This is a genomic window from Brucella pituitosa (assembly GCF_003049685.1).
Classification (GTDB): domain Bacteria; phylum Pseudomonadota; class Alphaproteobacteria; order Rhizobiales; family Rhizobiaceae; genus Brucella; species Brucella pituitosa.
On sequence record NZ_PYSY02000006.1, the window covers coordinates 28,619 to 41,217 of the forward strand.

Consider the following 12,599-nt stretch of genomic DNA (forward strand, 5'->3'; position numbering starts at 1 on the left):
GTCAAGAGTCATTGGCGTCATTTCGGCGGGTGATTTTCTTTTGCCTTTAGAAAGGTGAGAGGGAATGCAAATTCTGGGAACTGTTACGTCCGCATTTTGTGGGCGAAGGACTTATTTTGCCCAAAAATCTGAACAGCAGAACAAGCAGGGCAAGGGGGTAAACCGATGGGTGATCTACAAACAGCTCTGTGTGGCCAAGTCAGCAATCGATCTCAATGATCGCTGCCTTGCCGTACTCAGTTCGCTTTTGTCTTTTCTCCCTGACGATGACATGAGTGAGAAAAACAACCTCGTCGTTTTTCCATCCAATCGACAACTCTCGCTGCGTGCCCATGGCATGCCTGAATCTACGCTGCGCCGTCATCTGGCTTCACTTGTTGAGGCGGGGATCATTGCGAGGAAAGATAGCCCGACCCGCAAGCGTTATGCACATAAGGACAGGGAAGGGAGTGTTGAACTTGCATTTGGGTTTTCATTTGCACCATTGCTTGATCGCGCGTCAGAGTTTGCCGGTATCGCAGATAAAATCCTTAATGAACAAAAAGCCTTGAAGCGGCTTCGCGATGAAGTGTCCGTCATGCGAAGAGAGATCGCTTTGGCTTTTTCAGAAAACGCGGTTGCAGGCGCTGACTCTTCCGTGGGTCTTGAAGTGCTATTTGTTCGCTTTCGTGCTGTTGTGGATGCTATTCCTCGCCGGGCATCCCTCGATGAGGTGAAAATCATCAAGACCAAGCTGGAAGTCATTGGCGAAGAATTGGCTATCGCATTGAAAAATATGAAGGTTGTTCCAGAGTTGAGCGGCGGCGTCGCTCAATTTGAGCGGCAGCATAATGAATCCCTACCAGAATCCCTTTTTGAATCTCAGTATAGCCAAAAGATTGATTTGGTGGCGCCTTCTTCGAAACCGGTGGTTCCTTCGACCTTCGAAAGCAAGAGCAGCGCTCGGGTTTCACCTGCCATATCTCTCGACCAGGTGCTGCGGACATGTCCGGATATCCGCGAATATGGAACACACGGTATCAGTACATGGCGAGAGCTTCATGATGCTTCACGGATCGTTTCTGGCTTCCTTGGAATTAGCCAGTCAGCCTATCGTGACGCTGAAAGCTTCATGGGAGCAGAAGCGGCATCGGCAGCCATTGCCTGGATTCTGCAGAAACTGGCGACTATCAATTCACCTGGCGGTTATCTGCGATCCCTTACCCAAAAGGCAAGGGCAGGGGACTTTTCCATCGGCAGGCTCCTGTTTTCCGGGATGAGAAGCAATGGAAGCTTGGGATCGGCAGGATCGCAATGAAGCTATGACGCACAGGAGGCGATGGAATATAGACTTTTACCATCCCTTATCGGTTCACACCGACGAAACTAATGCAGGAGCCTTTTATCAGTTTCTGTTTTGTCGCATAGGGGAATGTGAACGAAAAACGCAACTCAAGCCAGTGTGAGCATTAGCTACAAGTTCTCCCGAGGAGAGAAGCACGGATCAAATCTCTTTTGCTACGTGCCTCTGATTGCGCAGAGAGAACTATCGTTGACGTTGGAACTTTTTTCGTTTGTTGTCCGAGTGTGGACAGTCGCTCTGCAGCATTAACCCTGTCTGCCTCTGAAACTCGCTCGGAGGGATTTCCGTCAGGGTCATGACGCATCGCGTCCGCCTTGCTGCAGCTGAGGTAATAGCGTTTCGAATGAACATAAGCGCCAATAGCGCGACGAAGGGCAGTGACACTAGCGTCAGGCTTGAGGAGAGGACAAACTTGCTGAAAAAACCCGATTGTGACTGGACGGATCGGATCACCAATCTCAGTCGGTAAAACGCCCAAAGACTGTACCAACAGACTCTTGATCGCCATGGACTTTCGAAGATCCTTTTCTGTAGCCACGGTCGCCTTCGAGACGTCTGTCGTTTTAATGTTCATTCCTTTATTACCCCAGGGTCTAGTGGTCCGCTGTCCATGGTTAGAATGTGGACAGAATTGGACACCGAAAAAATGCCTTGCCACCGTTCTGGGATCATAAACCTTTCAAAAGAATGGTAAACGTTTTCTTTGCTTCTATCTGTTGGATCTAACTCGCAAGTTAGTCCGATAATGCTGAAACGGGTCAGTTCTTGCCAGCACTAAAATGGCGGCAGTTAGCGAAACACAGGAATTGGCCCTTTGAGAAAGTGAGCACCGCAGAACAACCAACAGCGCTCGCGGATTGCCACGAAGGACCTCTATAGCCTCACAGTGGACTTACGTTCGTGGCCTTTGATTGGAAGATTTTGAGTTTGCAGTGCCAGTTTTTGAACTGGCTATGCAGCAACAAGACTTTTAACAGCTAATTCAGCCTCGTGTTCCCGCGCTTTAGCCAGCTCATAACGGGCCTGCATGCGCATCAGCGTTTCAGCTTTTACACCAAAGGCGTTTTCGAACCGGATCGCCATGTCTGCCGTTAGAGCATAACGGCCGTTGAGCAAACCACTGACGGCCTGTCGGCTCACGCCAAAAGCTTCGGCGAGATCGTTAATTCTAATTCCGTGAGCTTCTACGATTTCTGACTTGAGCCACTCACCGGCATGGATCGCGAAAGAAGAATGAATTTTAATTGCCATCAGTGATAATCCTCCAAGTCCAGATCGATGATTGCTCCGTCATCGTTTAACGCAAATGTCATGCGCCAGTTACGCGAAACTGTCATAGCAAAGGTTCCCACCCTATCGCCAACCAACTGGTGAAGGCCGTAATTTGGCGGAATTTCGAGTTCGTCGATCGAGCCAGCATCTATGATATAGTTCACCATTTTAAACAGCCGATCAATCAAATCGCCCGGCAAACCTTTAGGCTTTCCAGTTTCGATAAACTTTCTCAATGCCTTATGGCGAATATTCTCTATCTCCATGAATGGAAAGTAATGCTTTACATAAGTAATGTCAAGCGCCGCCTTACATCTGCGGCAAGAGTTTTCCGAAAAAGTCGGGTAAGGCGGTAGAAGTTAGTGATATTTAGCGTCAATTTGCGCAGCTGGCTTATGCCTACAGACATAGGATAAGATATGACCTTTGGAATAGAACTTATCCGGAGCGCAAATGATTAGCAGCAATCTCAAAAATTATTCCCCGCCGCGTATTGCGCCGTTTTATGTATTTGAAGCGACAATGTCACATTAACGCTTGAATTGACCAGAAAGCTGCAACCGCAAAGCAGAGCAACATCGGATATATGATCGAGCCATTCAATGCGAAGGAGAGTGAAGTGCGGCAGACAGCGTATTTTTTAACAGCTCTACTATTCATTGCACCACTTCAAACCGGTGTTGCTTTCGCGGAAGGATTCAAAACGTACGATCTTCGTGAAATCGAGAAAGAGGTCGCTCAAGCATTTGGAAATGACGTCAGGGTTTCCATCAAAGCCAAAACAATTAACGCGGATGATGTCCAAGGTCAGACGATCAAATTGCTGATTGATCGGCAAAATGCCGATGTGGGACACAGAGATCGATCCGATGCGGCGTATTTCCAGCAGTTGGAAGAAGCTTGCAATCAGCAGGGACTGCCTTGTGAGATCGATGAATTATCCCTTGGTTCGATAGTTGGAAGGATGACGACTATCCGCCTCACTGGCGGAAGAGTCGGCGTCAACATTACCTTCTTAAAAGACGGGGATCGTCTTACCATCCGGTCGGCTGCAAAGACAAAAGCTATCGCGCAAAAGAATGCAGAAATCGCCCTTGGTGTGGTAAGCGATAAACTTTAAGTGGCGCGAGGCTCGGATTGATACGAGATTACTGTTATTATAGTTGGCAAGAATTCTGAACGGTTAATTGCCTTCAGCAGACACATCGGCTGATGCATTTTCATCAATCAACCTGGATGGAGAAATTTCCAACGCCTTTGCGAGGAAATACAGATTGTCGAGACTGACGTTTCGGACACCGCGTTCGATCGCGGAAACATTTGTGCGATGCATTTCCGCTCGGTACGCCAATTCGTCCTGGCTCATTCCCAATACGGTGCGTTGCGCGCGGATATTGCGCGCTAACCGTTCACGTAAAGGGGAAGGGCGATCTCGTTTCACGAGATCCACAATGTTGAAATTCACTCTTTATGGCGACAGAGTTTATGGCTACATTTGCTTGACTTTGGTGATTTCCATCTTTGGATTGGTGGAAAGCAAAGCCCCAGATCTGTAAGAGAGTACGCGTAGTTGAGCGTTGCAGCATTTTCCACTTTTGAAAGGGAAGCCTACGCATGACTGAAACGTTTGAATTTCATCCTCAATTGAAGATTGAGAACACCGGTGACGGCATTCGTGCCCGGCTAAACAAAAAGCTGCCGGCTAACATTTTCCAGATCATTCATTTACTCACGCATTGGATCAATGAGACTGAGTTGAAGTGGGACTGTGCGTCTGACGATAAGGTTCAACCCGCGTCGGGACGTATGTTCTATGAAGACAGAATTTTTCGTGATGACACGATGTTCCGTTTTCGACGGGTCGGAAACGGAACATCATTCCGTAAGGAGTTGGTGCTTGCCCGTGTATTCGTTGCCGAAACAGAACAAGGAAAAGGATACTTTAGCCAGCTCTTGTGCAGGCTCGAGGAAATCGCACTGGAGATTGAAGCCGATTTATCGATTGAATGTGCTAGTCAACATCTATCCAGCATTCTCCTGCAAAAAGGTTATCTGCGGCAACCTCACAACGATCAAAGGCATATGCAGCTTGCGAACGCCCTTGAAGGGAACTGGTTTTGGCACAGGAACGATAGGGCGTTTCAACTTAAGCTGGTGACCGTGCCAATTGCTCTTATGAAGAAAATTGAACAGATGGGCTCTCATTGCGGAAAAGAAACAGATACTGTGATCCAACAGGAGTTAGGCAACGCATTTGCGCGAATTTCTTCGCGGCTGGACGCAGAAGTGAGGCCTATCAGTGAGCTCAGGCATGCTGAATTTGAAGAAAGCCTACAGAAAACGCAGGGTCGTTTGAAGCGACGGTAAATTGCAGTTCCATTGCATGGGCTGAGAGGATCAAAAACGTGCGAAATCTGACCATAACCGTGAATGATGATTGGAAGTCGGCTTTGCGAGAAGCCGCATCGGCGTCCAAGGCAGGTTTGGCGAACGGTACGTATCAAGGTGAAACGCTCAGTTTCGCAACCCCTCAGCTGCTGCTAACGCATTTTGGCGTAAGACAGTGGGCCATTGTTCATGCGCTGTTGCTGAACGGCTCACTGTCTGATCTTAAGCTAGCCACTTGCGACGACATCGACGGGGATACGGTTTCAGACGATGTTGAAGGTCTGGTTGAACTGGGTGTTGTTGAGCGAGATGACAACGGGTTCGTTTTCTGCCCGTTTGATCACATTCGAATAGATTTCATATTGGAACGATGACCGCTTTTTTTTGATAGCGATGCATAATTATTATTTCAATTTTGGCAGACTAGTTCGCGGAATTTGGTGATGGTTGGGAGTCAGTTTATAACTGGGCTCGATGCAGCAAGAGCGCTATTTCAGCCTGAACAGCAATTGGCTATTGACATGCTATAGCCTGCAAGCACTTTTCAAAAGATAGTCAGACATTTATCCGTCAGACATTTATCCGTCAGACATTTATCCGTCAGACATTTATCCGTCAGACATTTATCCGTCAGACATTTATCCGTCAGACATTTATCCGTCAGACATTTAGTTACATCGTTACGTGTTAGATGTTTACATGTTAGATGTACAATCCAACATTTTTGCAACACTTTCGGTTACTCAAACCAGCTTTCGCGTTGTGGGAGCTTTTCCTCGATTGCGGGGACTATCAGGCCCAACTGTTTGAGCTTTCGTAAGACGACGATCCAATGCGCCGTTCCAATTAACGCGCGGCGGCTCGGAATGGCTTTTCGTGCGTTTCCCGCCGCGTAATTGCACGCGACACCTCAATGGTCCGGTCAAATCAGCTCTAACGCTTGTCCGGTATTCGCGACCCGGAGCGGAGACAGATCGCGCAATTCAACAAGCGCTGTAGAGCTGTTGGAGCTGCGTTTAACGGATTGTCACACCGTTTAATCTTGGCCTTTTCAAACGTAATTTCGTCAAGGTGGGTGTCCGCTCGCTTCCTCTACAGCGCTTGTTGAATTGCGCGTTCCAGCTCGCGGACGAGCGATGCCGCCGGCATCGTAGTAGAATGCCGCGCAAAGCGCGGCATAAGTCTTTGCATGAATTGAAATTTTGGTTTACGAAGGGTGGTAAGAAATTATCTATTAAGCAGGAAATGTAACTTGTCAGTGTTACACATTACAAACCGTAACGGAACGCGGTTAAGCGATGCTCAGATCGCGGCAATCGTTGGCGATCATCGTGCGGGCATCTCTGTTTCAGCTATCGCCAAGAGGCTGAGCGTTTCCCGCATGACAGTTTACCGGCAGCTGGAACGTTCGCTTCCGTCAAAGGCTGCGCAGAGCAGCGATGTCCGGGTGTATTCCCGCTTATCTGCAGATGATTATTCTGCGCTCAGGTCACTGGCTTCGGACAGAGGTGAAAGCGTTGCAGCTTTATCGCGGCGCGTATTGCGACGCGCTGCTGGCTTCTTTGATGCCGATCGCGAGATAGCTGCGGCAGCTCTTGAGCTCTCGAATGAACTGAAGAAGATCGGTACCAATCTCAATCAAGTGGTTCATCAGATTAACCGGGAAGCAATTCTTCAGGGCAGGGGAGAACCCAGCTCGGAACATGTTGGTGCAATCCGCGACATGCAAAAGCTCATCATGAGCAAAGCGAGTTCTGTTGATCAACTGCTCGTACGTTCCGGGCGCCGACGCCTTACGACGGTTCAGGACTTGCTGGACAAGGACGAGCCTGCGTGAGTGCCATCCAGGGGATCAATCGCTACGAATATTTTAAAACGATCGGAGGTGGAGCTCAGTCTGGGGGGTGCTACCGCCGAAACGTTTTTCATTACATGGCCAATATTCGTTCGACCCCACAGGTTATGTTTAAAACGGTTAAGTCTGGTTTCGCCAGCGGCTTTATCGGCCTGTCTGCGCAGATGAATTATGTACTGGGAAAGGCCACCCGCATCATCGACCCTTCCGGTGAGGTCGATGGGCAGCGTGAACTGGATACGGCCTCAACAAAAGACATCGCGTCTCGTTGGGCTGATGGTTTCGAGAAAACCGCGAAAGATGGAAAGCACACGATGCACATGGTCGCGAGCTTTCCAGCTGGTACGAATATAGGTGCTGTGGAATATATCATTCGTGACACGTGCGAAGAGCTGATCTCTCAGGGGCGGGCTCGTTTTGAATACATCGCTGCAGTTCATAACGATACGAAAAACCCGCACGGTCATATTATCGTCAATCGGCGGAATGCTGAAGGAGAGTGGTTCTATCTCGCCCGGGATCATGAGTTCAATTATGATCGCTTCAAGGACAGTCTTGTACATCACGGCGCGAAGTATGGCATTGAACTGAATAATTCGTCGCGTTTGTCACGGGGTTTTTCAGCTTATGCCAAGGACAGCCGCAACACGGCAATGCGTGGAATTGAAGGAAAAATGTTAGACTGCGGTGAGGCGCCATTCAAAGGTCGAGAAAAGGGCTCGTTTAGCTTTTTTATCACGCTTGATACGAAATTCGGGGAGCGCACGGTATGGGGTGTCGGGCTCTCACCCGTTTTAGCGGCAAGCAGAGCCTCGCGTGGCGATACAATCCGGATCAAGCACGAGGGCAAACGCTCGGTGCAGGTTCCTACAGAATGCGGTCAAACCATTACGGTTCATCGTAATGATTGGCGGATCGGTTTTAACGGAAAAGAGTACGGTGATTTCGATCAAAGCTCGGAGACGGCGGGCTTTTCATCTGAAGACAGCTCTAAGCTGGGGCGCAGAGTGATCTTGTTGAGTGACGAGATTAGCAAATATGAGAACTTTGCTGAAAGCACGGGAGAAGGTTTCGCTTCGATGGCGGTAGCCCTTAGGGGCGCAGCAAGCGCGCTAAACCAAGGTAAAGACGTTTCGTGTTTCCGAGACTATGTAGATCCTGGACAGGTCGAAGTGCCGACAACTTCTGAAGCCATTCGTTCCGCCTTTGAGAGCTATACAGATACTGTATTTTCAATTGCTGCCAAGATCGAAGCCAAGATCGAAAAGCTGGCGCATGAGAAGGCTTCTGAACGGCCCTCCTTGGAAGAACGTTCATTTAAGCACTATGATCAACTTCACTGTATGGTGCAGGGGGTGGAAAACGGCTCTTTAAAAGAAGATTCCAGCGGTTCAATTTATTCTGACGCATATCGCCATAAGATTGCGAGCCGAACACCGGTTAAAATCCTTTCCACGCTCGCGGATAACGGGATTGATCAGGATGAGTTCAATGCTCGCATGAAGATTGAAACTCTACCTTTTGGCCTTGAGCAGCATTGGGTCTCACGTGATCGTCTTGCGATCGCCAAACACCATGGATTGGATCTCGAAACCCCGTCCGGTTCGGACGACGCTGACGAGAGGGCTGCAGAGTTGCAGGCATCACTCATTGAAGCATCGGACCGTCACGAGAAATGGATGGAAGATGCGACTGGCTTCTTGGAAAGTTTGGCATCGGTTGCTGGAAAGCCGTTGCCTGATGAGCTTAGCGACAAGATTGTCAAAGGTATGAATTTAATTCTCGGCGAAGATAGCATGGACGAGCTTCATCGAGCAAATAGCGGTGTTTTCGCGGATAGAGGATTTGCTATCGATGAATGGCAGGCGTTTGATGTTCTGGTCTCCTACAGCGAAGCGCTTCGTGTTCAAGGCTACGATACCGAGCCCTTTAACAAAGCGATCGATATTGAGGAACAACGGCTCCTCAAGAACGAAGAAATTGCTCGTCTAAAAGAGGAAGAAGCTCTCACTGAACAGGCACGTGCCGAGCGGTCGGAAGATGATGGGGAATCCTGGAGTCTTTGATTGGTAGTGCTTGAGCTCCGACAGCCCAAAACTGACTCCCAATAATTATAAGTTTCGACTGTCGCTGCGTTCACGAGCTATCAGTGCAAATCAAGACGATAGGCGGGCTATTCATAAGGACATCGAGATAAAATCCGCCATTTAATTTCTGATAGTGAAGCAGATACCTTTTTGTAACTTTTCCTGAACATGCTTTAGTCGAAAGCTAGAGCTCGATTATGTCCCGCTATTCTTTCGATGCAGTCGCCCGCTATATTCGGAAAAAACACCCCGGTTGCCCAGAGTCTGCTGTCGCGTTCTTTGCAAAGGGCAGCTAAGCAAACGATGGATATGAGTATCGCAAAATCCTCAAAGCTCTCAAAATGCTTCCAGACATGAGCGGTTAAGGAAATTCTTACGATAATTCGAAGGTAACGGTGCTTCTTATTCCAATGCTCAAACGCTCCTATCATGTATGTTTTTGCGGCGTACGTGCGATTTCCCACGAGCGACAGCGGCAATGCAGTGTGAAACGCATATGAAGGTTGCGAATCATCACGATGCCTTACAAAATAGTGAGCTAAATAGCGGGGGTTTTTATGAAATATATCGACATTGCTTTTATCATTCCTTTGAAAGAGGAGTTTGACCACCTTCTTACAGTTTTCAAGAAGCAACAAGAGTTTGTAGACGGAACTCAGTTTTGGGTGGAGCTTGATTTGGGCCATGGCCTAACAGGGGCCGCGATATTACAAGACGCTATGGGTAAAGCAGCAGCAACTCGGGCCACGGAGATGTTGCTTGGTCGGTATAACATCGGAATAATCGCTCTTATAGGTATTGCCGGTGGTCTCGCTCCTGACGTTGGAATAGGGGATGTTTGCTTCAGCGGTCCAGTTTACGACATTGTCGAAAACACGAAGGTTTCCGACGGGGGCAAAGGCAAAATTAAAATTGACTATAATACCATTCCGTACAAAACTGATACTCACCTGTCTTTTTCACTCAAGTATATTTCACTTTCCGATGACGTTAAGCCTCACTACGAGTCGTGGCAGACAAACCAATACTATAGAGCAGCAGAACTGATCTCTGGGGAGTTTATTGGGAGAGGAAACAAGAACGAAAAAATTGGCATTCCGCAACTGCACGAAGGGTCGATTGTATGTGGCTCAGTCTCAAAGAGCGATCTTTATAAGAGCAATGTTTCGACGCTTGATCGCAAGCTACTTGCAATTGAAACCGAGGCAGGAGGGGTATTTGCATCAGCCGAACGCAAATCTGTTCCAGCTGTAGTTATACGAGGTATCAGCGATTATGCTGATAAGAATAAGAACAAGCTAGAAGAGCAAACAAGTAACAAGGCACGGCAAATCGCGATTGATAACGTGATGTGTTTCGTAAAAGTTCAGTTCGAAAATTCGCAATTTATACGCTTCCTGACCAATCGTCGGGATGCGCATAATGGCGTCATCAAGGCCAATGATGATGCGCTGGCGCGAATGCAATTAGTTCCTGCAGCATTGGACAGCGTGCGAGATGAAGTTCACGAGCAATTGACCCAGCTTTCACCGGAGTATCAGGGAAAGTCGAGGGGGTATAGACTTCCCTTGCCAAGGGTTAAGTATGCGGCTTCGAATGCGACCGTCAATCCAAAGTTAAAAAACTTCGATCCGGTAAATATACTGGAGGCCGTCACTAAGCATCCGGTGTTATTTTTGACGACTCCAAAGTCATATCCGGACAACAGTTTGCCATGGATTATCGCAGCCGAATTAAGTCTTATCGAGATAGAGAAGAAGCAAGTTGTTCCGATCGTAATAGACGGTGGTCAGATTAAACCTCCTACTGGCTCGCTTGCGAAGCAAGCGAGCGCAGATATTAATGCCCTGATAAGTGACCAGAATTCGACTTTAACATTTGTCATATATAATTTCGATGCTGGTTCCCGTACCCGAGCAGAGTTTCTTCGCTCGCAGATGGAGCAGTACCCAACTGCGCACTTCATTATACTGAATAAGCAGGGCGCTAATCTGACGGATAGCACTCCTCTACTAATCGGAGCGGCTGCTGAAAAATTTGAACTTTGTCCCATTTCATTCTCAGAGTTATCTGCCTTCTTCAAGCGCGCCTTCAATTTGGAGGATCAGCAAGCAGGCGTCTTGACGCTTCGACTACAAGATATGTTTAAGAAATTCGACCTTAATGCACATCCTAGTTACTTTGCAGCGCTCGGAAATGACGTGCTTACTAGCCTACTTAAAGCAAACAGACGTTCGGAGCTGTTACAACTCGCGGTTGGTGGCTTCCTTAGTTTTGTTGTGGCGGGTGACAAGGATGACGTTGTTCTGAGTCGAACAACAAGGGAAACATTTCTAAAAAAATTCGTCTATCATAGCGAATTCCTAAAAGAGCGATTTGATAATACCTCCTTAATAGAGTTTGTTAATAAATTTGCAGAAGAGAAAGATTTTGAGATAGACAGTATTCTTTTTATTGGCTCGTTTCAAGAAAAAGGCATTCTTCATTTCGATGAAGAGGGATATGCAAGGATTTCACTACCATTCATCGAGTCTTATCTGCTAGCGCAAGATCTTGCTGATAAGCCAGATGATGCAATTATATATTTTGACGTCGATAGTGATGACTTCGATTACCCCACGTTTGATATCTACTGCGAATTGAATGTGAGCGTTCAGATCGCGGATAGCATCATGGAAAGGATGCATGACAGTTTCGTCCGTGAGCGCTCGCTGAATGAAGAAGAGAATATCCTCCTTTCGAATTCAATTAGACCTGCGTCCATTGATAATCCCAAGCGTATTAAAGCCCTTCAGGATCAATTGGAGAAAGCAGTCGCGGACGTGGTTGGAAATCGACCTAATAGTGCCGAGAAACAGAGAATTTTAGATGTAGCTGAAAAGATCGAAAGCGAAGCACGACAAGTCAAGCAGACCCGAGACGTTGAATCAGATAGTGACGTAACATCCAACAGTTCAAATTTGAGACAGCTGTTTAGGATTTGGAGTGTCGCTATCGTTCTGTTAGGCGCCGGCTCTGAGAAACTTGATAGAGACCCAAAACGCAAATTGTCTCGCCAAATTGTGGAAGTAGGCAGTCTGTTAATTGACAGAATGTTGCGAACTTTCCCGCGAAAGGCATTTGATCAGCTTAAGCTTGACATGCAGGCCGACGAGAGTATCCGCTCTTTGTTTGATATTCCGGCGAACGATCCTGTGCCTGAGAAGCATAGAGTTCTAATTGATGCCGTCATCGATGCGTATGAGTTCTCGCTGTTGGGATATCCAATGCGCATAGTTCTGGAGCAACTTGGAAATTTAGCAAGCCAACCGGTGTTGCGATCCAGTGTGTCCAGTGTTGAATCCGAAGATGCTATGGAACATTTGATTGCGCGGATCTGGGCTGCGGAAATTGATGCTAGTCGCGAGAAGAATTCACTTATAAAAGCCGTCACTGCTTTGCCGAACGTGCCCTTTTTACGTGTATCTCTTTCGAGCTACTTCATTGTGCGGGTCTTTTGGAACCATTGGCTGCCCGAGAATCGACTTGCTTTGCTTGATGCAGCGGAGGCGGCCTTGAAACCTCTCCATCGAACTATCGATAGGGGGGAAATCCAACGTATGATTGCTAAAGCTTCGTCGGAAGACGCTTAGAAACTTTCTTAATTGTGCGGGCG

Annotated in this window: 11 protein-coding genes; 7 read left to right on the forward strand and 4 right to left on the reverse strand. The window is 47.7% G+C overall.

Going from position 1 to position 12,599, the window contains the following annotated elements:
* Positions 1 to 64: 64 nt before the first annotated feature.
* Positions 65 to 1,297: a plasmid replication protein RepC gene (gene repC / locus C9380_RS23975; RefSeq protein ID WP_128094910.1), complete on the forward strand. Its 1,233-nt coding sequence runs from the start codon at positions 65 to 67 to the stop codon at positions 1,295 to 1,297.
* A gap of 151 nt (positions 1,298 to 1,448) precedes the next feature.
* On the opposite strand, the gene C9380_RS28715 is transcribed toward repC, so the two are convergent.
* The 3 genes from C9380_RS28715 to C9380_RS23990 form a co-directional block, all read right to left on the reverse strand.
* Positions 1,449 to 1,916 carry a ProQ/FinO family protein gene (locus C9380_RS28715; RefSeq protein ID WP_128094911.1) on the reverse strand — a complete coding sequence of 156 codons (468 nt, stop codon included), beginning with the start codon at positions 1,914 to 1,916 and terminating at the stop codon, positions 1,449 to 1,451.
* Positions 1,917 to 2,293: 377 nt separating this feature from the next.
* Complete coding sequence (locus C9380_RS23985) at positions 2,294 to 2,593, reverse strand: HigA family addiction module antitoxin (protein ID WP_128094912.1); 300 nt, start codon at positions 2,591 to 2,593, stop codon at positions 2,294 to 2,296.
* Positions 2,593 to 2,880, reverse strand: a complete 288-nt coding sequence (locus C9380_RS23990) for a type II toxin-antitoxin system RelE/ParE family toxin (RefSeq protein WP_128094913.1) — start codon at positions 2,878 to 2,880, stop codon at positions 2,593 to 2,595. The genes C9380_RS23985 and C9380_RS23990 overlap by 1 nt, the downstream gene beginning before the upstream one ends.
* A gap of 320 nt (positions 2,881 to 3,200) precedes the next feature.
* Here C9380_RS23990 and C9380_RS23995 point away from each other — a divergent pair, with 320 nt between their 5' ends.
* Complete coding sequence (locus tag C9380_RS23995) at positions 3,201 to 3,734, forward strand: hypothetical protein (RefSeq protein ID WP_128094914.1); 534 nt, start codon at positions 3,201 to 3,203, stop codon at positions 3,732 to 3,734.
* Positions 3,735 to 3,797: 63 nt separating this feature from the next.
* Here the strand turns inward: C9380_RS23995 and C9380_RS24000 are convergent, their stop codons facing one another.
* The gene (locus tag C9380_RS24000) at positions 3,798 to 4,079 is read right to left on the reverse strand and encodes a helix-turn-helix domain-containing protein (RefSeq protein WP_353954666.1); all 282 of its coding nucleotides are present in this window, start codon (positions 4,077 to 4,079) and stop codon (positions 3,798 to 3,800) included.
* A gap of 149 nt (positions 4,080 to 4,228) precedes the next feature.
* On the opposite strand from C9380_RS24000, the gene C9380_RS24005 reads away from it, so the two are divergent.
* From C9380_RS24005 to C9380_RS24025, 5 genes are all read left to right on the forward strand, one after another.
* A complete protein-coding gene (locus C9380_RS24005; protein WP_128094916.1) occupies positions 4,229 to 4,981 on the forward strand; it encodes a hypothetical protein in 753 nt (250 codons plus the stop codon).
* A gap of 38 nt (positions 4,982 to 5,019) precedes the next feature.
* Positions 5,020 to 5,376, forward strand: coding sequence for an HVO_A0114 family putative DNA-binding protein (locus tag C9380_RS24010; RefSeq protein ID WP_128094917.1), 357 nt, complete (start codon positions 5,020 to 5,022; stop codon positions 5,374 to 5,376).
* Positions 5,377 to 6,260: 884 nt separating this feature from the next.
* Entirely contained in the window at positions 6,261 to 6,839 is a 579-nt protein-coding gene (locus C9380_RS24015) for a helix-turn-helix domain-containing protein (RefSeq protein ID WP_247877679.1), read from the forward strand.
* Positions 6,836 to 8,923, forward strand: coding sequence for a relaxase/mobilization nuclease domain-containing protein (locus tag C9380_RS24020; RefSeq protein ID WP_128094919.1), 2,088 nt, complete (start codon positions 6,836 to 6,838; stop codon positions 8,921 to 8,923). Before C9380_RS24015 ends, C9380_RS24020 begins: the two co-directional genes overlap by 4 nt.
* A gap of 578 nt (positions 8,924 to 9,501) precedes the next feature.
* Positions 9,502 to 12,576, forward strand: a complete 3,075-nt coding sequence (locus tag C9380_RS24025) for a phosphorylase family protein (protein ID WP_128094920.1) — start codon at positions 9,502 to 9,504, stop codon at positions 12,574 to 12,576.
* The last annotated feature ends 23 nt before the right edge of the window (positions 12,577 to 12,599 follow it).